The sequence below is a fragment of the Neobacillus mesonae genome, assembly GCF_001636315.1.
In the GTDB taxonomy this organism is placed as follows: Bacteria; Bacillota; Bacilli; order Bacillales; family Cytobacillaceae; genus Neobacillus; species Neobacillus mesonae.
Genome location: NZ_KV440949.1, coordinates 1,834,873 through 1,858,569, shown reverse-complemented (window position 1 = coordinate 1,858,569; position 23,697 = coordinate 1,834,873). Strand labels below are relative to the sequence as shown.

Sequence of the window (23,697 nt, the reverse complement as noted above, 5' to 3'; positions counted from 1 at the left end):
ATCATCACGGCCTTCCCTCAGATGTCTTTTGGCCGAATAGCCCCTGCGGCCGTATTAAAAGAATCACGATAATTGCAATGAAGGCAATGGCATCCCGATATCCTGAATCTCCATATGCGACAATGAGCGTTTCGGCTAAACCAAGGATCAAACCGCCCGCCATAGCACCTTTCACATTGCCCATTCCGCCAAGGATAATGATCGCAAGCCCTTTTAACCCCATAGATAAGCCCATTTGCGGGTTTACCGAGTTAAACGCCATCCCAACGAGAATGCCGGCAATTCCGCCCATTGCGGAGGCAATCACGACGGTCAAGGTGATGATTTGTTTCGTATTGACACCAAGAATGCTGGCTGTATCCAAATTTTCCGCTGTCGCACGGAGGGCTTTTCCTGCTCTTGTCTTTGACAGCCAATACGAAAGAGCCATCATTAACACAACTGAAATGACAAAAATCACAATTTGCACCACATAGATGGTGAGCGAACCAATTGTAAAATGAACTTCTGCAAATGCATTTTTAAATGGATGGTTTCCCGCTCCAAATAAATGATGCGATAGATTTTCCAGTAAAATCGATACCCCGATCGTGCTGATTAACGGGGCAAGGTGGGAAACGCCTTTCTTCCCGCGCAGCGGTCTTAAGGCAAAGCGCTCCAGCATATAGCCTAAAATAGCAGTGACAATAATCGCGGCGAAAAAAGCCATCCAAATCGGCAGTCCCAGTGTGCTTGTCACCATAACACCAATAAAAGCGCCAAACATAAAAATTTCACCATGTGCCATATTAATGATGCCAAGCACTCCAAAAACAAGTGTAAACCCAAGGGCAACGATGGCATAAATGCTACCAAGTGTAATCCCATTAATCAACTGCTCTAACAGCAAGACATCTCACCCTTTATTTCAAAATTTCTTATAATAAGCAGGGCACCATTACAGTGCCCTTTTATGTAGCTTATTGAAATGGTTGGAATTTTCCATCTTTAATAATCAAGACTGTTGGTTCCATGACAACGTCACCGTCTTTGTCAAAGGAGAAGTTACCAAGAATGCCTGGGAAGTCTTTGATTTTTGCTAAAGAATCACGTAGTGCGTCGCGGTCAGCTTCGCCTGCATTCTTTAATGCTTCGGCATAAATATAAAGCGCATCATAGGCTTGAGCCGCGAATTGGTCAGGCTTCTTGCCATATTCAGTTTCATATTTCTTTACAAAATCTTGTACTTTAGGATCTTGTTTTTCAGCAAACCAAGGTGTTGCTACGATTAAACCATCGGCAGCTTTTCCAGCGATGTCAATTACCTGCGGTGAGTTAAATCCGTTACCGCCTACAAATGGTACATCGATTCCAACTTTTCTTGCTTGGTCCATGATTACGGCGCCTTCATTGTACAGTGCTGAACATAGAATTAGATCAGGCTTAAGTCCTTTGATTTTTGTTAACTGCGCATTGTAATCGGATTGCCCTTTTTGGAAGGTTTCAATCGTTAAGATGTCAAGACCCATGTCTTCGGCAGCTTTCTTCATTGTATCAAAGCCGGACTTTGTGAATACGTCATCGTTACCGTAAAGAATCGCAACTTTTTTGGCACCGTATTTATCCACTGCTTTTTTGATTGATGCTGGGATTGCTAATGCTTCAGGCAGTGAGTTTCTGAACACATAATCCCCGATTTGTGGAATTCCTTCAGCTGTTGTAGAAGTACCCATAATCGGAATACCGTTCATGTCTGCTTCTGGACCGACAACGTTCATTTCGGTACTTAAAGTTGGTCCAATTAAGCCAACGATATCATCATTACTCATTAATTTTTGCCCGGCAGATAATGCCTGCTCCTGCTTACCAGCTGAGTCTTCGATCACAAGGTCGATTTTAACATCGCCTTTTGCGTTAATTTCCTTCTGAGCCATCTTAAGACCATTGGTAATTGCTTCTCCATAAGCAGCACCAGGGCCAGTAAGATAGGAGATGACACCAATCTTCGCATTGACCTTATCTCCTCCATTTGAAGCTGTTTTGCTTGATTTCTCTGAGCTATTGCCGCTGCATGCCGTTAAAGCAAAAAGCAATAAAACAGCCATTAAAAGAAATCCTTTATTAAGGACCTTTTTCATATTGTTTTCCTCCTATTTATTAGAAAATTTTAAAATATGTATCTATTAAATACCAAAATTATGACAAAGTAAATACTTTTCGACAAATTCACAGTCGTTTGAAAGGTGAAAATTGTCGAACTTTTACAAAAGCGTTTTCAATAGGATATAATATTATAAAAATTTTGAAAAAATAGGAGAGTGATGATGCATGGGGACGGTTCTTGTGCTTCCAAATCTATCAACTGTTTTTACGGAGGTTCCGTTTATTGAGAGGTTTGCGAAGGCAAGGGAGTGCGGTTTTTCGTTTGTAGAGTGTCAGTTCACGTACGCCTATTCTATAGAAGAAATTCGGAGTGAGCTTGAACGTCATGAGTTGTCGCTTGTACTAATTAATCTGCCGGCAGGTGACTGGGAAGCGGGTGAACGCGGGCTGGCGGTAAATCCAGACCGAATCGCTGATTTTCGAAAATCCGTTCAACAGGGAATTGAATATGCTACGGCTTTGAATGTTCCTCGAATTCATTGCATGGCGGGGATTGTTTCCGAGTCAGAGGACCAAGAAACCGCAAAACAGGTATACATAGACAATCTTCGTTATACCGGAAAGGAAGCGGCGGCTCGAGGGCTGACAATTTTGATTGAACCAATTAACCGGATTGATATGCCCGGGTATTTTTTACACGACATTCAGCAGGCAAAGGAAATTCTTGAGGCGGTGAATTTGCCTAATGTGAAACTGCAGTTTGATTTTTACCATATGGAAAAAATCTATGGAGATGCGCTCTCTGTGTACAAGCAGTATGCTCATCTCGTAGATCATATCCAGATTGCTGACGTTCCGGGGCGGCATCAGCCGGGGACGGGAGAGATGGATTATCAGGAGATTTTTAACTATTTATATAGTAACTATAATGGCTGCATTGGGCTGGAGTACTTTCCGCTTGGAAATAGTGAAGTGAGCTTTAAATGGATGACTTCGATAGCACAGGGGGGAAAATAGCGTGAAAATCGGGTTTATTGGAACCGGTGTTATGGGTTCCCGAATGGCGGGACGGCTGTTGATTAATGGATATCAACTGAAGGTTTACAACCGGACAAAGGAGAAAGTGCAGGCCTTGGTTGAGAAGGGGGCTGAGCATGCTGAAACCATTGCATCGCTTGCTGGCGAGTGTGACATTATTTGCACGTGCCTTTCGATGCCAGGAGACGTTGAGGAGGTTTATCTCGGCGGGCATGGGATTGTCAAACATGCGCGTCCGGGTTTAATTTGTATCGATTTTACAACCGTGGGAGCGGACACGAGTAAGGCTGTTTTTGAAAAAGCAGCTGAAAGGGGTATTGATTATTTGGACGCTCCAGTCAGCGGAGGTCCCGAAGGCGCGGAAAATGGGACTCTAACGATTATAGTTGGGGGAGATCGACAGGCGTTTGAAAAAGTTTCCTCTGTACTCGAAGCGTTGGGTGCAACGATTGAATATCTCGGACCTTCCGGGTCAGGCAGCATTGCCAAGCTAATTAATCAATATCTCGTAGCGGTTCATTCACTCGCTGCTTCGGAAGCGATGGTTACGGGAGCCGCGTTTGGCCTTGATTCTGAAAAACTGTTAAACATTTTAAAGGTAAGCTACGGAGACAGCAGGATGCTGCGGCGGCATATGGAGGAGTACGTGCTTGACCGGCAATTTGCACCAGGCGGGGCAGTGAAATATGTCCTCAAAGACGTCCGCTTAGCTAACCAGCTCCTTGAGCAGGCAGGACTAAACGAATTCACCGGCCAAATGGCAAAACATGCCTTCGAAACTGCCGCAGCCAAAGGGTTAAACGATCACGACATGTCTGCTGTTATCCAACCATTAGAAGAAAAATGCGGTGTAGAAGTGATGAAACATGCGGCCCCCTAGTTATTCAGCCTTCTAAAGAATTTCTTAAGAAGAAGATAGAAAAAAGACGATTTGCTAGTTTAAGAGCATTTCGTCTTTTTTTTGGTGTTGACGGGTAAATCGCCAAAATTAATGAGGGCATAGGGACGGTTCTTCTGCATCATCATAAATTGCAATAGCACCACTCCCCGTGCTTCCCCCGTTATCTCTTTAGTTTCGCTCGCGCTCCAGCACGCCAACCTTTAACCGCTGTTAGCGATACATGTTCTAGTTGAGCGATTTCTTTGATGGTCAGCTCGTAATGAATCGTATACCTTAACCACTTTCTTTGATTCTCGGTCAAGGATTGGCTGCAATCTTGTAAAAGGTCATTGTCCAACATTAAGCGGTCGTCCACATCAGTAGGGTCCTCAATCTGTTCCCAAAATTCTTCCTTGGGGCAGACGCATCTCTCTGCTTCCTTCACCGACTTTTTTATTTCCGTCATCATGTATCCTTTCATATAACTATAAGCATAGCCAGCGAAACTTCCCTTTTCAGGGTTGAATCGTTTGCTTGCCTCCCAAAGTGCTATTAGGCCATTCTGGTAAAATTCATTCTTGTTCTTGTAAATGTGTAATGAGTTAATAATTTTGTGAATCATCGGCTGATACTGTTCTGCCAGCTGTTCAAAGCTCTCCATTGCGATATCCCTTCAGGAAAGCGCGCTTGCCATGTATTCCCGGGTACCTTTACGATATCGGGAATAGCGGAAATGGTCGAACAGCCATTTTGCTATTTTGGTAACTAAAAGGGTATGAAAAGCCAGCATATAAGTGTTAAAAAGTTAACTTTGAAGGGGGAATTTGCAATTTCATAAGAAAATAGGGTTATTTTTGGTGCCTGACACTACCGAGCGATCTTGTCGTTTTAAGGTTGGTATTTCCGGGGAAATTGGTCGAAGTTTGTTAGTACTCCATCTTGAAATTCAGTCAGAAGCACGAAGGACGGTTCTCCTGCTTCATTTCAAGAAGCGGAGGCCGTCCCTATTTTACATCTTAAAATTGATATGTTACAAAGGTAACCAATGTACTAAGAATGGCTGTTGCAACCATTAAAGAAGCATAAAGAAGATTTTTCTTTATCTTTTTCTTTCGCAGGTGTTCTTCCGGTGTAATCCATAAACTTTTTGACATCAATGATTTCTCCTTTACATTTGATGGCAGCTGGCTGGCTTGTCATATTTAAAGACTTTAGCCCCTATAGCTTTGCGTCATCACCTTTCAGTGATTTTGCCCTTAAATTGTTACTTAACTATAATAACTGGGATTATGAATAAATGCATCATTTCTCCCTGAAAAAAGGTATTTATACCCAAATAATCATGTTTGTCAGAATGCTGTTATGTTATTCATTACCCATTATAGTTAAGTCATAAAACCCATTTGTATCGCCTAAGATAGTATATCGGCAGCTTTCGATAAAATGTTTAGACTAAATTGCCTTTTTTACGGAAAACCTTAGTGATGCACAAGAACCGTCTTCATGCATTATCCGTTCCGCAGGATGACGATGGTGACGCGGCGGTTGGCTTGGCGGTGTTGGTCTGTGTCGTTTGGATATAGTGGTTTGTATTCGCCGTATCCGGAGAATTGCATGCGTTTGGGTGCTACTTTGTGTGATTCGAAGTAGTGGAGTACGCTTGCGGCCCGGGCGGCTGATAGTTCCCAGTTAGAAGAGTAGATGGTATTATAGGCCGGAACATTGTCCGTATGTCCCTCAATATTGATTGGATTTGGGACAGTATTAATTAACCCGACGATCCCGTTTAAGGTTTTATACGAGCGTTCCTTTAACTCTGCCTTTCCGGAATCAAATAGCACCACTTCTTTTAACGACACTTCAATCCCTTTCTTTGTATCCCGAAGAGAAACCTTATCTTCCAAGCCGTTCGTGTTGATGTAACTTTCGAGCTGATGCTTCAACACATCCAGATCCTTGTCGTTATTTTTTTGTTCTGGCAGCCCTTTTCCCAGCTCCGGCGATGGCGGGGTTGGGGAAAGTCCGGCTTGTTCATTGGCAATTTTCGTTCCAGTTAATTCCGATTGAAACGATTCCATAATCGATTGATATTTTTCCTTGTCAATCGTGCTGGCCGCATACAAAACAATAAATAAGGCCAGAAGTAATGTCAGCAGATCGGCATATGGAATCAGCCATGATTCATCGATGTGTTCTTCGTGGTCCGATCCAAAGGAGCGCTTCCGTTTTCTCATGCTGATTTCACCTCTACATGCTCATCCTGCTCCTTTATTTCCACTGCCTTACGTTCAGACGGCGGGATATGGACAGACAGCTTTTTCTCCAAGGCGCTTGGCAAAACCCCTTGATATATCGCAAGCAGTCCCTCAATGATCAACAGCTTCAATTCCTGTTCTTGTTTAGAAAGCCGCTTCAATTTATTGGACAACGGATTCCAAAGCACATAACCGGAAAAAATACCGAGTAATGTTGCGATAAAGGCTGCGGAAATAGAATGACCGATTTTTTCAATTTCTGATAACGAACCAAGTGCCGCTATCAGGCCGACCACCGCACCGAGCACCCCCAAAGACGGAGCATAGGTGGCAGCTTGTGAGAAAATAAGGGCACCTGCCTTGTGCCGCTGTTCGATGGCCTCCACCTCATCCAACAAAACTTCTTCAATGAATTCAGCTTCATAGCCGTCGATAATCATTTCCAGCCCTTTTTTAAAAAACGGATCCTCCGCTGCTTCGGCCATTTCTTCTAAGGCTAGGAAGCCTTCTTTTTTGGAAATTTCTGCGCATTCTATGAGTTGTGCAATCTGTTCCGCTTTCGATGGGGCCTTTGGTTCAAATAAGGCAATTTTTATTAGCTTCGGAAATTTTTTAATTTCTCGAAATGGAAAAGCAATCAGCAAAGCGGCAGCTGTGCCGCCAAAAATAATCAGATAGGCCGCTGGATTGTTCAAGGAAGCAAGCGGCGCTCCCTTTAAAATCATTCCGAATCCAATAACAAGAAGTGCCAAAATAATTCCAAAAATACTAGACATAATTTTCTCCTTTAGTTTATCTTTAATTTAGTTTTCATAAAAAGCATCGTCCCTGACTCTCGGCGAAATTCGACACATATTATTTTTTCAAAACCAGTGAAAGGAGGATTTCATTGAAAATCGAACATGCACACGGAATCAATCAGGATCGCTTCATTTCCGTAAAAGAACGAGGGAAAGAATCTCCTTCCTTTCAACAAGTTTTTCAAGAGACACAAGTTGATTTAACCCAGGAGCGCCTGCAAACTCTTTTGAAAACACTGGACCGGAACGGGAACCGGCTTTCGACTTCCCAATCGGTAAATGATTTGTTAGCGTATAAGCATAGCGTTCAAGAATTTTTAAAAGAGGTTGCGCAGAACGGTTACTCCTTAAAGGAGTATCGGCAATTACAGTCCAATGGTCGAGAGAAGCGGCTAAAAATTATTAAACAAATTGATGAACAGCTTATTAAACTGTCAGAACAGGTGATGGAAAAACAAACATCGTCGATTCACCTGTTAAAAACCATTGGCGAAATAAAGGGATTGCTGGTCAATTTATACACGTAGAGGAGTGACAAAGTAATGCTTCGAGGAATCAATACCGCTGCATCCGGAATGATTGCACTGCAGCGAAAGCAAAACGCGCTGACAAATAATTTGGCAAATGTCGAAACCCCAGGCTTTAAACAGGATGCGAGCCCATTACGATCATTTCCGGAAATGCTGCTAGAGCGAATCAATCAGGCGGAAGGTACCGGAAGAGCTCCGAAAATCGGAACACTCTCGATGGGGGTGTATAATCAAGAAACATTGCCATTATTTTCGCAAGGGAGTCTTGAGAGTACGAATATGCCGTTTGATGTAGCCATTAATGACCAAGCACTTGCACCAGTAACGTCAAATGGTAAAACCATTCAGCCGGCGGCCTTTTTTGCTGTACAGACTGCGGATGGCAGTATACAATTCACCCGAAATGGCCGGTTTGCCGTGAATGGAAACGGGCAGCTTACGACCTCAGCAGGAGATTTGGTTTTAGGGAAAAATGGCCGACCAATTACGAATTCGGAACTTTCTAGCGGCGATCTATCTATTCAAGCAAATGGAGAGATTATTATTCATCCGAATAATCCGGCACAGGCAAGAACGATTGGCTCACTAGGTGTTGTCATCGTTAATAACCCGAATCAATTGATCAAAAAGGACAATGGGCTGTATGAGTTGAAAGGGGAAAGTAAGGCTATGCTCCAACAAACACTTCCGGCCGGTGTGCAACTGCAGCATAAAATGATTGAGCAATCGAATGTGGATACATCGCAGACGATCACCGACATGATGGCCAACATTCGTTTGTATGAGGCTAATCAAAAGGTCCTCCAAGCTTATGACAAAACACTTGAACAATTAAGTACGATTGGAAGGGTATAACCGGTATGAATACATCTTTATTAATCGCTTCAACAGGGGTTCGTGCCTATCAGGGCAAGCTTGATACGATTGCAAATAATATTTCCAATGTGGAAACAACCGGCTTTAAACGGAGAGAAGCTGCCTTTTCAGAAAATCTGACAGTTTCGATTCAAAACCAGGCAGAAACAAAACAGGAGGCCGGCCGCTTGTCACCGCTAGGGATTCGGACAACCTTTGGGTCCCGATTAGCTTCGTCAGGGCTGGATCTCACCCAGGGTACACCTAAGCAAACGGACCAGCCTTTTGATTTCATGATTGATGGCAAAGGATACTTTCAAGTAAAAAGAACAACGGACAGTGGTACGGAAATTTTGTATACAAGAGGCGGTGCGTTTAAGCAAACGCCAGTTGGAGCGGGGCGCTTTCAATTTGTTAACGCAAACGGGGATGTGCTGCTTGACCAAAACGGAAATCCGATTGAATGGGCCAGAGGTAAGAACTTTGTGGTGGCAAGTAATGGGACCATCGAAGGGACAAACCAGCGGCTTGGCTTGGTGGACTTCACGAATCCACAGCTGTTAAAAGAGGATGGCGGAGTTTATCGGTTAACGGAAGGAGCCGTTGCGACCATTCCTTCCAATGCGCAGATTAAACAAGGATTTCTTGAATCATCCAATGTTGATTTGAACCAGGAAATGACTGATATGATCAAAGCACAAAGGGGCTACCAAGCGAACGCCCGCGCCCTCAGCTATGCGGATCAGATGATGGGAATCGCGAACGGGATTATGAGATTGTAACTAAAAGGCGGCTGCTGCATTTTTTTAAAGTGCCGGCCGCTTTTTTTTAGTTTTTTTAGCATATCGGCGAATTTGAGTTACATATCAGCGATTTTACAGGTCTTATCGGCGGATTTATAGCTTTTATCGGCGAATCCCAGTTATATAAAAAAACATAAGAAAATCTCTAAACGTTAATGGGTCAACTGCCGATACTAGAGGTAAGGATAGAGTTAAAAGGAGCAGGTATATGAAAATCAATCCAATTAATCCAATCAATCGAATTGATGCTGCGTATCAAGCATATCAAAAGAATAGTCAGTCCCGGACGGAAGACACGAAAAAGACTCAAACTGACAAGCTGGAATTGTCGAACGAGGCCCAATTGCAAATCCAGAAAGAAAAAGATGCGAAAATTGAGCAATTGAAGCAGCAGATTGCTAATGGCACATATAAGGTCGACAGTGAAAAGTTAGCTGATAAGCTCCTGTCATTCTGGAAGTCAGGTGCAAAGATCGATGAATAAACTGACGGAAATATTGCAGATGTTAACAGACCTGCATATCACTCTATTAGAAACCGCGAAGAAAAAACAGGAAATTCTTGTATCTGCCGAGATCAATCCGTTAATTTCCGTAATGGCGGATGAAGCAAGGCTTATCAAGAAAATTAAAAAGGTTGACGAAATGAGAATGGAAGTGCTGGAGCATGACAATAAGTATCTCCCGCTTTCCAAACTAATCGAGCAGCAGCCGGATGAAGACCTGCACGCAGAATGGACATCAAAGCTTTTTGTGCTGCAAAAATTGTTTAAGGAAATCGACAAAGTCAACAAGCTGAACCAGCAGCTGCTGCAGCAAGCGTTAACCTACACACAGTTTATGATCGAGCAATTGCTGCCTCCATCCAAGGACTCTGGTCTTTACAGTGCGGATACCGAGTCCCAAGAGTCCAGAGAGTATGCACGGTTATTTGATTTAAAAGCATAGGGGAGAAAAAGAAATGTACTCAACCTTTCATGGCTTAGAAATTGGAAAAAGAGCGATTCTATCGCAGCAAACGTCACTCAGTGCTACCGGACATAATATTGCCAATGCCAATACCAAAGGGTACACGCGCCAAGAGGCTGTGCTGGAGGCCACTCGTCCCCTCGCTTCCCCCAATCCTCATAACGGAACAATTCCGATGCAAATGGGAACTGGTGTCGAGGTATCTGAGTTTCGACGGATTCGTGAGAGTTACCTAGATTCTCAGTTTCAAAATCAGCAGCAGCAAGCAGGCTACTGGGAAGCAAAGGCCGAATCGCTTTCCCATCTTGAAGATGTGTTTAATGAGCTCTCGGGTTCAGGTTTAAGCACGTCTCTCAATAAGTTTTGGCAAGGCCTGCAGGAGCTTTCGAAACAACCGGAAAGTTTATCGGCCAGGGTAGTGGTCATAGCGAACGGCAAAGAAGTGGCAGACCAGCTCAATCAAATATCTAGCGGAATTGCAGATTATGAAAAAAACTTAGCCGATCAGCTGCAGGCAAATGCCAAGGAAATCAATATGGCAGCTAGTGAAATCGCGTCTTTAAACCAGCAAATTGCCCAAAATATTGGTTCTGGCCAACAGCCGAATGATTTACTGGACCGCCGTGACAACCTGCTTGATCAGCTGTCAAAACTAGTAAATATTGACGTGAAGCCAACGGTTAATGGAAGGGTCGATGTGTCTATTAGCGGTGTGAAGCTGGTAGATGGCAATACAGCCAACACGTTTACTGTTGAACCTGAGGACGGAGGGGCGAAAATCGCCGGAACTGTTCTTCAATTGGATGGCGGTAAAATCAAGGGGTTGCTTGAAACGTACGGTTATAAGCTGGCAGACGGAACCGTTCTCGGAAGGATACCAGAATTAAAAACCAACCTTGATATTTTGGCCGTCGCGATTGCAGAAAGAATGAATGCGATTCATGCAAGTAATGAGGCTAGAAATTTGGATGATATCCAGGCTAGAAGTACAGATCCGAATGCGCCTTTGGAAAAACTCCTGTTCTTTGTAGATAAAGACGACCCAACTCAACCGCCGAAAAATGCTGGAAACATGATTGTTAATCCGAAGTTAATTAATTTCCCGGCAAAGTTAGCGGCCGCGACATCGGATAATATCGGTGACGGTTCAAATGCAGCGTTAATGAGCGATGCTTTTTTACAAAAAACAGACATTGGCGGTACGAACACGACTATTGGTGAATTCTATCAAAAGGTTATCGGCCAATTAGGAACCGACGTGCAGGCAGCCAAACAGTTAAGCGATAACGCGAATGCAATGGTTTCGATGGTAGATAACCAAAGACAATCCGTGTCCGGTGTTTCCATTGATGAAGAAATGACCAATATGATTCGGTATCAGCAAGCGTACAACGCGGCGGCCCGCTATGTGTCGGCTGTCAATGATTTGCTAAATACATTGATTAATGGGATGAAATAAAGCGTAGCTTTTGCTACTTGCGTATAGACATGCGTTACTTGCGCAGATGCGTGATTTACTTGCGTATAAGGCTACGTTACTTGCGAGAAGATTCATTACTTGCGTATAAGCATGTGTTACTTGCGGAAATGCACACTTTACTTGCGAATAAGCCGGCGTTACTTACAGATTAAAAAAAGAAAGGGGGAGAAGTATGCGAATCACCCACCAGATGGCAGCTCAGCACTTTATGCAAAATATTCAGCGTAACAATACAGCAATGGAGAAGCTGCAAGGACAAATATCGTCCGGGAAAAAGTTTGAAAAGATATCGGATCAGCCTAGTGCCACTTTGCAGGGACTAACCTATCGCACATCCTTGAGCCAGGTCGAACAATATCAAAAAAATGCCCAGGACGGCATCGATTGGAGCACGGCGATGGACGGAGCACTTGGGAATGTGACCGATGTAATGCACCGCGTTCGTGAACTGACGGTTGAAGCCAGCAGTGACACAATCAATGAAAATGATCGAAAAAATATTGCTGTTGAAATCCGGTCTCTGATGCAGCAGGTCGGGAATATTGCCAATACTGCTTATGGCAGCGGGTACCTATTTTCGGGAACAGACCTGAATACTCCGCCCTATCAAAATGGTGTTTTACAGCAGACGAATCAAATTGGCAAAGAGTGGACGATTGGCCAGGGAATTAGTGTGAATGGGAAAGTTCATGCTTCCGCCGTATTTGGATTCTCAGTAGATGGGAAAAACTTATTCGAAACATTGGAAGGCCTAGCGCAAACGTTAGAGAAGGGGGAAAATCCCGGCTCGTTATTGAATTCGATTGATAGCCAAACGGATAACTTAATTACCCAGCGCACTGTTGTCGGTACCAACCAAAATCTGCTTGAACTAGCGGCCAACAAATTGGATCAGGCGCAATTTTTAACGAAAAAAATGTTGTCGGATACGGAAGATACCAATATTGCAGAAGCGTTTACTGAGCTGACCCTGCAAGAAACCGCCCTTAAAGCAGCGCTAAGTGCCGGGGGTAGAACCATGCAGCTTAGCTTAACCGACTTTTTGAGATAGACATAGGTATCAGTGCTCCCCATCTTTTATATAAGATGGGGCATCTTATTTTTTTATGATATGAGGGGAATACATGGGGGAATTTCAGATTATTATAGCAATTGCAGCAATATTTATCATTGTTTCTTCTATTATTTATGCTATCCAACAACAACGGATTAAGAAACAAAGGAATCTGAAAAAAGCAGAAAAAAAGGAAAATCGTAGAGATAGTTTTAGGCTTCGAGTAGATTTAAAAAATTCCATTATGGAAGTGCTGAAAATAGGAAATATCGATGTAAATGAATTTGATGATTGCCAAATCAGCGATGTCAGCGCGGGCGGGGCTGGGATTGTTAGCTATTATGATCTGCCTTTAAAACAAAAAGTATATGTAAAACTTCACTTTTACCTGAACAACGAGTCATTCTCTTTAAACGGGAGGATTGTTCGAAAAGTAGAAAGGATTAATAAAAACAATTATTTCTATGGCATTCAGTTTCTCGATCTATCTATTCCAGAGGAAGAACGATTGATTAAAGAAATTGTAGCTTTGGAAAACCGCAGAAGACAAACGTCTATTAAATAAAAAATATTTCTCATCTCCTCTCTACAATACTATGGATCCTTCCGATACATAAAAGTACAGAGGGAAAATATTCCTCAACTATTAGGAGGTAAATAAAATGAGAATTAATACAAACGTAGCAGCACTTAACACACATCGTCAATTAACAGCTGCATCTAATCAAGCAGCAAAAAACATGGAGAGATTATCATCAGGTCTTCGCATTAACCGTGCAAGTGACGATGCAGCAGGTCTAGCAATCTCTGAAAAAATGCGCGGCCAAATTCGTGGACTTGAAACAGCACAAAAGAACGCACAAAACGGTGTTTCTTTATTACAAACTGCAGAAGGTGCATTAAATGAAACACACTCAATTTTACAACGTATGCGTGAACTTGCTGTACAATCTGCCAATGATACCAACACTTCATCAGACCGTGAAAAGCTTCAAGCGGAAATCAATACACTAGCTGAAGAAGTAGGCCGTATTGGCTCTACTACAGAATTTAACGGTAAAAAACTATTAAACGGATCATTTGATGGCACATTCCAAATTGGCGCGAACCAAGACCAAAACATGAGCCTTAAAATTGGTGATGCACAATCATACAGCTTAGGAGTAGCAGGTACAATTGGAATTGAACAATCCAGCAAGGTAACTGTCGGTGGTACAACAACAGGTGACACGTTGAAAGCTGGTACTTACAGTGTTTCTCAAAATGGCGGTAATTATGAAGTAAAAGACGAAAATGGCAAAGTGGTAGCATCTAGTACAGATGGTTTAACGTTTACTACAAAAGCATTTGATGGAACAGCAGGGGATGACACCTTTACTTTTGAGCAAGCTGTAACTTCAGGCACATTAAGTTACGATGGAACAACAGCAAAAGCCACGGCTGCGTTTACGAATAGCGGACTTGAAGCAGGAGCTTATACTTATAATGCAACTGATAATGTACTGTTAGATGCACACGGGGAAGTAGTAGCCCGCTCCACTGATGGTATTGCATTCAAGGGAGCAAGCGGTGCGACAGTACTTACTGCAACAGTAGCATTAACTGATGGCGACAGCCTTAAAGTTGGCGGTGTAGACATTTCTACTCAAGATGCAGCTAACAAGGCTATTACATCTATTAATACAGCAATTGAATCTGTATCTGCAGAACGTTCTAAGATGGGTGCGGTTCAAAACCGTCTTGAATTTACGAACAACAGCTTAAGCACAACAGCAGAGAACTTAACATCCGCTGAATCTCGTATTCGTGATGTTGACATGGCAAAAGAAATGATGACATTTACAAAGAATAATATTCTTTCTCAAGCGGCTCAAGCTATGCTGGCTCAAGCCAACCAACAACCGCAGGGTGTACTTCAATTACTTCGTTAAACGATTAATTGAACTTTACTCTCTTTAATATCTTTCATCTCTTTTTATAGTGCCGGAATCTTGTATTCCGGCCATTTTGCCTATTATTTATAAAAAAGGGGGTTTTTTTTTGCGTAAATTTAGATCCATTCCGATTATTGTAAGCATGATGCTGATCATTCAGCTTATCTTTCCCATCATCGGTGCTCTAGCTGCGGAGGTACAAGCTCCAGCCAATCTAAAAATCTATGAACGCTACCCTGGAAATGCTGTCATAGAATGGGATGCAGTTCCTAATAGCGCCAGCTATAAAGTTTACCGCTTAGATGGTGACACTAAAACTTTAGCGACTCAAGTTACTACTAACAAAGCTTTTATATCTTTAAAAGAGGGAACCTATACTTACGCGGTAACTGCGGTTGTGAGTGGGCAGGAGTCACCATTATCTCAGCCCGCTTCGATTAACATCGTTTACCCGGAAATGCAGGCACCAGGAAACGTAAAAGCATCTGTTGAAAAGTTTTATAATGCAACACTAAGCTGGGACAGTGCCAGCTATGTTCATTACTACAAAATCTATCAAGTGATTGATGGGGTAAGAAAGTTAGTCACTACGACAGAATTAACTACTCAAACCTTTAATACTTTACCTGAGGGGCATTATGTGTACGAGATTACGAGCTACAATAGTATATTCGGTGAATCAGCACAGGCTGCTCATGTTGAGTTCGATATCGTATACCCCGAGATGGAGGCACCTGCCGGCCTAACCTATTCAGTAGCTAACGGTAATGATGTGACCTTAAGCTGGACTCGCGCCAATTATGCAAATAAATACAATATTTATGAAGTTGTAGATAATAAAAAGACACTTGTTACATCAACGACGAATGTAAATGTAACGCTGTCGAATGTATCAGCAGGCAGCCATCGCTATGAAGTAACTTCCTATAGCACTACTTTTAAAGAATCCAAAAATGCTGCTGCAATTGAGTTTAATCTGATCCATCCAGTTGTGCAGACTCCTGGTAATGTGAAGTTCTCGATTACAAACGGGAATGATGGAACCTTAAGCTGGGGAAAAGTAGAGTATGCTGTTAACTACAAGGTTTATCAAATTATTGACGGTTCAAAGGTACTTCTTAAGCAGACGCCATATCAGCAGGTAAGTTTCCCTAATATGGATAAGGGGACTTATATCTATGAGATAACCGCTTATAGTGACCGTTTTGGTGAGTCAGCACCTGCCAGGCTGGAACAGGAGGTTGTCCACCCGGCTATGCAAAAACCTGATGCATTTACAGCCTCTATTTTAAATGTAAATACCATCTATTTAAAATGGAAAACAGTAGAATATGCAACCACCTATAAGTTGTATCAGGTAGTAAATGGGGAACGGAAATTTGTTTCAGACATAAATAATACCTATACGGCCATTAATAATTTACCGGAAGGACAATATGTCTATGAAATTACCTCTTACAGCGACCGTTTTGGAGAATCTGCGGAAGCGTCACGCGTAGAGGCTACGATAGTATATCCTAAAATACTGCCGCCAAATGTGCAGGTATACGTTAATCAGGAAGCGAAGTCTATTGCCCTATGGTGGGACGCAGTGGATTATGCCGACTCTTATGATATTTATCAAATCATAGATGGTAAGCGTACGCTAATTCAAAATACACCGAATAACCGCATTGTGTTTAACAATATGCCTTATGGTGCTTATACCTATGATGTAGTAGCGCGCAGTAAGTTTGGCGATTCAACTCCTTCCGAACAAGTTACTGCATATGTTGAACCAGTTTTAGAAGCGCCGACCACTCCAGAGGCATCTGTTAAAGGCGACGATGTCGTTCTTAGCTGGGATCCAGTTAAGGATGCGGATTCTTATAATGTGTATGAACAAGTAGACGGGGAACGTGTTCTTGTAGGGAATACCAAGGATCCTGAATTTACATTATCAGACTTGGAGTCAGGTGAACATACGTATATCATCGTTCCGGTTTCTCTATCAGGAAAAGAATCAGATAACTCTACTACGATTACAGTTGATGCCGGGGAAAAGGATACGACAGCTCCTGTAACGGAATCTAATGTAGAGGATAAGTGGTATCAAAGCGATCTAGCAGTTGAACTTACAGCAACGGACGATCTAAGCGGAGTAGATAAAACCTATTATTCTGTAAACGGATCAGACTTTAAAGAAGGAACCTCATTTGCAGTTAAGGACGAAGGTGTCAATGAAGTATCCTTCTACAGCATTGATAAGGCTGGAAACAAAGAAGAAGTCAAAACGGTAAAAGTGAACATTGATACGACAGCTCCCGAGACCACATCAAATGTTTCTGATAAGTGGTACCAAAGCGAACTATCTGTTGAACTGGAATCGACCGATGATCTAAGCGGAGTAGATAAAACCTATTATTCTGTTAACGGCTCAGATTTTGAAGAAGGGACCTCGTTTACCGTTAAAGATGAAGGTGTAAATGAGATAGCATTCTACAGTGTCGATAAAGCAAGAAATGTTGAAGAGACAAAAACAGTAAAGGTAAAAATCGATTCTACTGCCCCTGAGACAGTTTCAAATGTCACTGATGAATGGAATCAAGCAGAAGTGGCAGTTGAATTAACCGCAACTGACAACTTAAGTGGAGTAGATAAAACCTATTATTCTGTTAACGGTGCAGAGTTCGAAGAAGGAACCTCTTTTACCGTAAAAGACCAGGGTGTCAATGAAGTATCCTTCTACAGTGTTGATAAAGCTGGAAACGTAGAAGAAGTGAAAACAGTTAAAGTGAACATTGATACTACTGCACCTGAGACGACATCAAATGTTACTGATAAGTGGAATCAAGGCGAAGCAGCAGTAGAATTAAAAGCAACAGATGATTTAAGTGGTGTAGCGAAGACATTCTATTCTGTAAACGGCTCAAATTTCGTGGAAGGTACCACATTCACAGTTAAAGATGAGGGTGTTAATGAAGTATCGTTCTACAGTGTTGATAAAGCAGAAAACGTAGAAGAAGTGAAAACAGTTAAAGTGAATATTGATACTACTGCACCTGAGACGACATCAAATGTTACTGACAAGTGGAATCAAGGCGAAGCCACAGTAGAATTAAAAGCAACAGATGATTTAAGTGGTGTAGCGCAGACATTCTATTCTGTTAATGGATCAGAGTTCGCAGAGGGCACATCGTTCACCGTTAAAGATGAAGGTATAAATAAGGTATCGTTCTACAGTATGGACAATGCAGGAAATGTAGGAGAAGCAAAAACGGTTGATGTGAAGATTGATAAAACAGCACCAACAGTTTCTATTCCGCTAGAAAGTGAACAAAAGCTCGGCTCAACTTTCAAACTGGACTACATTGCAAAGGATAACCTTTCAGGGGTAGCGGTCGAAAAAGTTACATTGAACGGAAAAACTTATCAAAAAGGTGACAAAATCACATTGGATAAGCCTGGTTCTTACAAGCTTCTCGTTACCGTAACTGACGCAGCCGGATGGACAACACAAGTAGAAAAGACATTCGACGTCTATATTTCTGCTGAACTTGAGGTATTACCGAAAGTGATTAAAGGAAACAATGGCGTATTTACTGTTAAAGTTAATTTACCTTGTAAATATAACTCTTTCTCCTTTGATGTTCCAAGTGTAACGTTAAATGGAGTAGCCTCCGATCCAAAAAACAATGGTTTGCAAAAACAAGCTGAAAAAGGTCATTTCAAATTTGAAAGATCAGATTTTGATTGGAAAAAAGGCAAGGTTGAACTTGAATTCCGTGGCTATTTAGACAATGGATATTTAATCATTGCCAAAACAACTGTTGACGTAAAATAGCATGCTAGCCCTAGGAACTTATCCTAGGGCTGTTTTTATAGCTTCTGTTCACTTTTTAGCGAGAAAAATTAAGCCCCCTGTTCTATTGCCCGTGGAGGAAGAAAAAGTGCCGCAGCGGTAAAAAGACCCCCATTCTATTTCTCGCCTCCAATAACTTTTTCAAAAAAAACCCTCAAACCCCCTCTATTTTCTCTTCTAACCTGCCGATACTTATCCAGAGAATATCTTTCATGTGAGGTGACCACCAGTGAATTCCTCTATCACTAGGTTAACAGGGTTTGCGTCTGGGTTGGATACAGACTCGATTGTTAAAAAACTGATGAATGCCGAGAGTATTCCGCTTAACAAGTTGAAGCAGAACCAGCAAAAGCAAACATGGCTGAGTGATGCATATCGACAGTGGAACACTGATTTATTAGCATTTCGGTCGAATACTATTTTTAATATGAATCTATCAAAGACGTATAATACGTTTACTGTTACATCCAGCCAGGAGAATTCCGTTTCAGCCTCAACATCTGGAAGTTCCCTGGCCGGCACCTATTCTGTTGCCGTAAAGCAGCTGGCCGAATCGGCTGCGTTTACAGGAAGCAAAGTTCAGTTAGACCCAACAAAAACTCTTGGCAACTCAGTCCAAGGTTCAGCACAAGTAACAGCTGATACTTCCATCACGATGGATGTCTATAATGATCCGAAAAATCCTTCTGCATTTCAGTCTATGACCATCGATATTAAAACAACAGATACAGTCAACGATGTAGTCTCAAAGATTAATAATGCAAAGGATAGTAACGGAAAAAATTTAGGTGTGCAGGCTTTTTATGATCCAACATTACAGCAATTTATTTTAAAAACAAAGGAAACCGGAGCGTCCACAAAAATTGACCTCAGCAAGAATACTAGTGCCGAGAGTCAGTCGTTCTTAAGTAATACCTTAGGACTTGATACCACCAAATTGGTCGCTGCTGGTCAAAATGCAAATATTATTTTTAATGGGAATGAGATCACCAATTTAACCTCCAATAATGCAACGATTATGGGGATTAATTTTTCCTTTAAAAGCACAACGGTGGACGCAAATGGAAATGTAATGCCAAGTACAGTTACAGTTTCTCAAAACCCAGATGAAGTCATTAAAAATATTAAAGATTTTGTTGATAAATATAATAGTTTACTTGAAAAACTCAATAATGCGATTCAGGAGCCCGTCTATCGAGATTATCTGCCTCTTTTAGATGAACAGCGCGGTGATATGTCTGAGAAGCAAATTGAGATGTGGGAGGAAAAAGCAAAGAGCGGGCTACTCCGCAGTGACAGTATTCTCACAGATGTGGCGAACAAAATGCGTTATGCCATGACGTCGATTGTGGATAATGGCAGTCCTTATCATTCGCTTGCCTCCATTGGCATATCATCTAAAAGCTATCAGGACAAAGGGAAATTGTATGTCGATGAGGCCAAATTAAGAGAGGCTATTCAAGCCGACCCTGATGCTATAGAAAAGTTATTTTCACAGCTCGGAGATACGACTAAAGGAACGAATGGTGTCGTTAATCAAATATCTAATGTATTACAAGATGGCATGAAAAAGTTAACCAATAAAGCGGGTTATGCGGGAAATAGCCAATATGATCAAAGTGTCATTGGAAAGCTTTTATCGAATATGCAGGCAGATATTACACAGCAAACCAAGAAATTATCTCAAAAAGAAGACCAATATTATCGGCAATTCGCCGCCATGGAGCAAGCCATGTCAAAATTCAACTCCCAAAGCTCCTGGCTCTACCAGCAAATGGGCGGCGGGATGTAAAAATAGATTCGCGGATAATCGCCTTTAATGCGCGGATAACTGGCTCCGATTCGCGGATAACTCTCGAAAATTCGCGGATATTGTGTAAGCTGCCAAAAAAAGAAGACCGCCCACGCTAAGCGAGTCCGGCCTTATCTGTCAGCTTATTAAACTGGCTTTGAACGCCAGTAACCCAATGATTGTTTAATTGAGTCGGGTCATTGGCGGCGCCGACTGGGGCATATTTTGCACCGATTTGAGCGATGCTCTGCTTTCCTTGATTAAGATAATTTTGCCGAAGATTACGGGCCATATCAAAAATGCTGTCACGAATCGAATCATATGACTTTAAGCCGTTTTTGCCCATCATCCCGGCAACATTGTATTTAAAGCGAGCAGCATTAGAGGTTCCGTTTCCTGTTTCATGAATCGAGATTGCTGCCAGCAGGGCCGGGTTGATTTGATATTTTTCTCCGGCCTCAGCGAAGAAATGTCCGGTGTCTTGTAATACACCCTTTAAGTATGGGTTAAGCGTATCACCAGCAGTTTTCGCTGCATCCGTTAGTGACGCCTCGTTCGTTGTTTGTGAGATGACCGGCTGGCTAGTGACTGCTTCTGGAGAAAAAGAGTTCAAGCTCGTAAAGGGAAGTGCATCTAATCTGCTATTACTCTGTTGATTCATTTCAGCCTGTAATAGGGCTTGCTGCAGCAGGAGTTCAAAGGAGCCGCTGTTTAGACCAGATAAATTGGTACGATCATTTATTCCAATGCGTGAAATGTCCATCATGGTTTTATATAGCAGCCAGTTTGTGGACAATGATCCAACATTCATAGTTGTAATCTCCTTTGTAAGTATTTTTTCTTATTTTAACTCTATTTTATCATTCTGCAACAGCATTTTTCTATAAAAATACTAATTTGTTATATTTATCAAAAAAATGACAAGGAGTTGAAAATAATAGGTGGCAGATTTGGTCCAGCTTTCAGGTATACAGACAATAACCATGAATCAGCAAGGGAAAGTGGCAGAAAAAGAGAAAGAGGGAGCATCGGCTGGTACATTTGGGAGACTTTTAGAGCTCATAGGCCAGCAGGAGGATCAAGATAGCGAGCCAATGGGAGAGGCTAACACAGGACTCGTGTCGTCGTTTCTGCAGCAAAATGCAGTCATCAGTCCCATTTTACTCAGCGCCTTAACAGGTGAGAAACCGCAAATTGATCTTATGCAAGATTCACCAGAAAAGGCAATACCCGAGCATCTCCTTCCTCAAACAGCAAAGAGAGAGCCGACAATAACAAAAGAATTGCTAAATCATATCGTTCGTCATGCTGAAATAACTGTACAAAATGGACAAGGGGCAGAACCCAGAACCGAAGTCTTTTTTCAAGTAAAAGATATGGCCAATCCCGAAGTGCTGCAGAAGGAAAGGAAAATAACAACCGTTCAAATGGTACCTCAAGTGGATGCGAAGCAAAAAGAATTGAATCAACCAATACAATCAGACGGAAACCATCATCCTGATCCTATTAACATAATGAATCCAACAACGTCATCCCATGTTACATCAGGAGAAAAACAGGCACCTGTAGAAACCGTTCGGGCGGCCAATTTCAAGCAAGATATCCAGCAGATCATTCAATCGGCCATCCATGTAACCGGATCGGATGATGGCTTTGAGGCTATGTTCACCCTAGCGCCTAAGCATTTAGGTAAGGTCGATGTCAAGGTGACGATTCAAGATGGACAAGTGACCGCTGAATTCCTGACCAGCACTCCTTTAGGGAAGGACTTGCTAGAAACGCATGTCCAGACATTACGTTCAAGCCTGGAAACACAGGGGCTGCAGGTGGCAAAAATTGATATCTCACAGCAGCCGGCAAGCACAAACACAAACTTCCTGGGGACCTTCTCGCAAAGCAGCGGTGACTTCCATGGAAGACAGGGCCAGCAAGGTTCACGCAAGCGAAGTGAACAACATCTGATTCAGTCCGAAGAAAAGACTCGTGATTATGATATCCATACCGATTGGGTTTCCCAAATCAATACGACAGCATAATGGAGGGACAGCAATGACAGCAATCCAGTCTATTAATTCCTATACACCGGCTTCGAGCCGCACCCCGCAAAAACAAGAGCTGGGAAAAGAAGCTTTTTTAAAGATTTTAGTTACGCAATTACAAAATCAAGACCCGACAGAGCCGCAAAAGGACGGAGAATTTATTGGCCAAATGGCGCAGTTAAGTGTGCTCGAGCAGCTTTCGAACTTAAACAATTCGCTGACGGCTTATCTTGAATCAGGCAATAATATCAGCCAGCACTCCTATATGCTTGGAAACAAAGTGACCTGGACCAACCCGGAAACAAATGCACAGGAGAGCGGGATTGTAACAGGAATCAATTATAAAAATAATCAAGTTTACTATAAAATTGGCGATCAAGAAATTCTATCAAGCAGTATCACTTCAATGGAAATCAACAAACAATAGGGAGAGATTATCATGTTACGTTCACTAAATTCAGGAGTATCCGGGTTAAAAGGCTTTCAAACTAAACTAGACGTGATTGGAAACAATATCGCCAACGTAAATACGGTAGGCTTTAAAAAAGGCCGGGTTGTTTTTGAAGATATCTTCAGCCAAACAGTTAAATCAGCAACTGGTCCAAAGAGTAATCCTGTAACAGGGGCACCTATATCAGGCGGTACGAATCCAATCCAGGTTGGTTTAGGAACAAGAGTTGGCAGCATTGATACGGTTCATACACCAGGCAGCCCGACGACAACCAATATCGGAACCGACCTTTATCTAGATGGTGACGGATTCTTTGTTGTTCAAGATCAAGCCGGAAAATCTTTTTTAACGCGGGCAGGAAATTTTAAATTGGACAGCAGCAATCAATTAGTTAATCAGAACGGCATGTTTGTCTTGGATCAAACGGGAAATACCATAACAATTCCAAGTGGTTTTATCTCTTTTGCGATTGATCAATCTGGAGCAATTATTGGTGTGGATGTTGATGGAAACAGCGTGGACACAGGTATGAAAATTGGTACTGTGGCGGTCAATAACCCAAGTGGATTACTAAAAGCAGGCGGCTCGTTATATACCCTAACGCCTAATGCGGACTCGCGAAACATGGCTGGCCTGCTTGCAAGAGGGAGCGATGCCTCCATCATCTCCGGCGCCCTGGAAATGTCCAATGTCGATTTATCGGAGGAATTAACAGACATGATTACCGCGCAGAGGGGATTCCAGGCGAATGCCAAGATCATTACTGTTTCTGACTCCATTTTAGAAGAATTGGTCAACTTAAAACGATAGTAAAAAGAATGAGAATATCGTCCTGGATATTCTCCTTTTTTTTACAAAAAATATTATTATTCGATGTTATTCGTCATTTTGTGGG

The 23,697-nt window shown here is 42.3% G+C and carries 23 protein-coding genes and 1 riboswitch; of the genes, 16 read left to right on the top strand and 7 right to left on the bottom strand.

Features of this window, described 5'->3' with window-relative positions; genetic code table 11:
* Nucleotides 1–4 precede the first annotated feature (4 nt).
* Both A6749_RS09055 and A6749_RS09050 read right to left on the bottom strand, forming a co-directional pair.
* Nucleotides 5–889 (bottom strand): branched-chain amino acid ABC transporter permease, encoded by an 885-nt coding sequence (locus A6749_RS09055; RefSeq protein ID WP_066388374.1) that lies wholly within the window; start codon nt 887–889, stop codon nt 5–7.
* A 70-nt stretch (nt 890–959) separates the two neighbouring features.
* Entirely contained in the window at nt 960–2,117 is a 1,158-nt protein-coding gene (locus A6749_RS09050; protein WP_066388373.1) for an ABC transporter substrate-binding protein, read from the bottom strand.
* A gap of 190 nt (nt 2,118–2,307) precedes the next feature.
* On the opposite strand from A6749_RS09050, the gene A6749_RS09045 reads away from it, so the two are divergent.
* Both A6749_RS09045 and A6749_RS09040 read left to right on the top strand, forming a co-directional pair.
* Nucleotides 2,308–3,099 (top strand): hydroxypyruvate isomerase family protein, encoded by a 792-nt coding sequence (locus A6749_RS09045; RefSeq protein ID WP_066388371.1) that lies wholly within the window; start codon nt 2,308–2,310, stop codon nt 3,097–3,099.
* A 1-nt stretch (nt 3,100) separates the two neighbouring features.
* The gene (locus A6749_RS09040) at nt 3,101–4,000 is read left to right on the top strand and encodes an NAD(P)-dependent oxidoreductase (protein ID WP_066388369.1); all 900 of its coding nucleotides are present in this window, start codon (nt 3,101–3,103) and stop codon (nt 3,998–4,000) included.
* Nucleotides 4,001–4,181: 181 nt separating this feature from the next.
* On the opposite strand, the gene A6749_RS09035 is transcribed toward A6749_RS09040, so the two are convergent.
* The 4 genes from A6749_RS09035 to A6749_RS09025 all read right to left on the bottom strand — a co-directional run bounded on the left by A6749_RS09035 (nt 4,182) and on the right by A6749_RS09025 (nt 7,031).
* Nucleotides 4,182–4,661, bottom strand: a complete 480-nt coding sequence (locus A6749_RS09035; RefSeq protein WP_066388366.1) for a sigma-70 family RNA polymerase sigma factor — start codon at nt 4,659–4,661, stop codon at nt 4,182–4,184.
* Nucleotides 4,662–5,016: 355 nt separating this feature from the next.
* Nucleotides 5,017–5,154, bottom strand: coding sequence for a hypothetical protein (locus A6749_RS28350; RefSeq protein ID WP_161487129.1), 138 nt, complete (start codon nt 5,152–5,154; stop codon nt 5,017–5,019).
* A gap of 22 nt (nt 5,155–5,176) precedes the next feature.
* Nucleotides 5,177–5,265: riboswitch (cyclic di-GMP riboswitch) on the bottom strand.
* Between the two features lie 243 nt (nt 5,266–5,508).
* On the bottom strand, nt 5,509–6,234 hold the full coding sequence (locus A6749_RS09030; protein ID WP_066388358.1) for an OmpA family protein: 726 nt from the start codon (nt 6,232–6,234) through the stop codon (nt 5,509–5,511).
* Complete coding sequence (locus A6749_RS09025; RefSeq protein ID WP_066388356.1) at nt 6,231–7,031, bottom strand: MotA/TolQ/ExbB proton channel family protein; 801 nt, start codon at nt 7,029–7,031, stop codon at nt 6,231–6,233. Before A6749_RS09025 ends, A6749_RS09030 begins: the two co-directional genes overlap by 4 nt.
* 113 nt (nt 7,032–7,144) lie before the next feature.
* Between A6749_RS09025 and A6749_RS09020 the strand changes: the two genes are divergently transcribed.
* From A6749_RS09020 to fliD, 11 genes are all read left to right on the top strand, one after another.
* Nucleotides 7,145–7,582, top strand: a complete 438-nt coding sequence (locus A6749_RS09020) for a YaaR family protein (RefSeq protein ID WP_066388354.1) — start codon at nt 7,145–7,147, stop codon at nt 7,580–7,582.
* A gap of 15 nt (nt 7,583–7,597) precedes the next feature.
* The gene (locus A6749_RS09015) at nt 7,598–8,440 is read left to right on the top strand and encodes a flagellar hook-basal body protein (RefSeq protein WP_066388352.1); all 843 of its coding nucleotides are present in this window, start codon (nt 7,598–7,600) and stop codon (nt 8,438–8,440) included.
* Nucleotides 8,441–8,445: 5 nt separating this feature from the next.
* Nucleotides 8,446–9,222, top strand: a complete 777-nt coding sequence (locus A6749_RS09010) for a flagellar hook-basal body protein (protein ID WP_066388345.1) — start codon at nt 8,446–8,448, stop codon at nt 9,220–9,222.
* A 229-nt stretch (nt 9,223–9,451) separates the two neighbouring features.
* Nucleotides 9,452–9,727 (top strand): flagellar biosynthesis anti-sigma factor FlgM, encoded by a 276-nt coding sequence (gene flgM, locus A6749_RS09005; RefSeq protein ID WP_066388343.1) that lies wholly within the window; start codon nt 9,452–9,454, stop codon nt 9,725–9,727.
* Nucleotides 9,720–10,190, top strand: coding sequence for a flagellar export chaperone FlgN (gene flgN, locus A6749_RS09000; RefSeq protein ID WP_066388341.1), 471 nt, complete (start codon nt 9,720–9,722; stop codon nt 10,188–10,190). The genes flgM and flgN overlap by 8 nt, the downstream gene beginning before the upstream one ends.
* 13 nt (nt 10,191–10,203) lie before the next feature.
* Complete coding sequence (gene flgK, locus A6749_RS08995) at nt 10,204–11,670, top strand: flagellar hook-associated protein FlgK (protein ID WP_066388338.1); 1,467 nt, start codon at nt 10,204–10,206, stop codon at nt 11,668–11,670.
* 193 nt (nt 11,671–11,863) lie between these two features.
* Nucleotides 11,864–12,742, top strand: a complete 879-nt coding sequence (flgL, locus tag A6749_RS08990) for a flagellar hook-associated protein FlgL (RefSeq protein WP_066388335.1) — start codon at nt 11,864–11,866, stop codon at nt 12,740–12,742.
* A gap of 73 nt (nt 12,743–12,815) precedes the next feature.
* Nucleotides 12,816–13,310: a PilZ domain-containing protein gene (locus A6749_RS08985; RefSeq protein WP_066388333.1), complete on the top strand. Its 495-nt coding sequence runs from the start codon at nt 12,816–12,818 to the stop codon at nt 13,308–13,310.
* A gap of 97 nt (nt 13,311–13,407) precedes the next feature.
* Nucleotides 13,408–14,676 (top strand): flagellin N-terminal helical domain-containing protein, encoded by a 1,269-nt coding sequence (locus A6749_RS08980; RefSeq protein ID WP_066388332.1) that lies wholly within the window; start codon nt 13,408–13,410, stop codon nt 14,674–14,676.
* A 109-nt stretch (nt 14,677–14,785) separates the two neighbouring features.
* Nucleotides 14,786–18,502 (top strand): OmpL47-type beta-barrel domain-containing protein, encoded by a 3,717-nt coding sequence (locus A6749_RS08975; RefSeq protein WP_066388330.1) that lies wholly within the window; start codon nt 14,786–14,788, stop codon nt 18,500–18,502.
* Between the two features lie 247 nt (nt 18,503–18,749).
* Nucleotides 18,750–20,312 (top strand): flagellar filament capping protein FliD, encoded by a 1,563-nt coding sequence (gene fliD, locus A6749_RS08970; RefSeq protein WP_066388327.1) that lies wholly within the window; start codon nt 18,750–18,752, stop codon nt 20,310–20,312.
* Between the two features lie 115 nt (nt 20,313–20,427).
* Here the strand turns inward: fliD and A6749_RS08965 are convergent, their stop codons facing one another.
* The gene (locus tag A6749_RS08965) at nt 20,428–21,123 is read right to left on the bottom strand and encodes a glucosaminidase domain-containing protein (RefSeq protein WP_066388321.1); all 696 of its coding nucleotides are present in this window, start codon (nt 21,121–21,123) and stop codon (nt 20,428–20,430) included.
* A gap of 130 nt (nt 21,124–21,253) precedes the next feature.
* Here A6749_RS08965 and A6749_RS08960 point away from each other — a divergent pair, with 130 nt between their 5' ends.
* Genes A6749_RS08960 through A6749_RS08950 form a run of 3 tightly spaced genes read left to right on the top strand, consistent with a single transcriptional unit; the run spans nt 21,254 to nt 23,612 of the window.
* Entirely contained in the window at nt 21,254–22,348 is a 1,095-nt protein-coding gene (locus A6749_RS08960) for a flagellar hook-length control protein FliK (RefSeq protein ID WP_066388320.1), read from the top strand.
* Nucleotides 22,349–22,361: 13 nt separating this feature from the next.
* On the top strand, nt 22,362–22,778 hold the full coding sequence (locus tag A6749_RS08955) for a flagellar hook capping FlgD N-terminal domain-containing protein (RefSeq protein WP_066388318.1): 417 nt from the start codon (nt 22,362–22,364) through the stop codon (nt 22,776–22,778).
* Nucleotides 22,779–22,790: 12 nt separating this feature from the next.
* Nucleotides 22,791–23,612, top strand: a complete 822-nt coding sequence (locus tag A6749_RS08950; RefSeq protein WP_066388316.1) for a flagellar hook-basal body complex protein — start codon at nt 22,791–22,793, stop codon at nt 23,610–23,612.
* Nucleotides 23,613–23,697 lie beyond the last annotated feature (85 nt).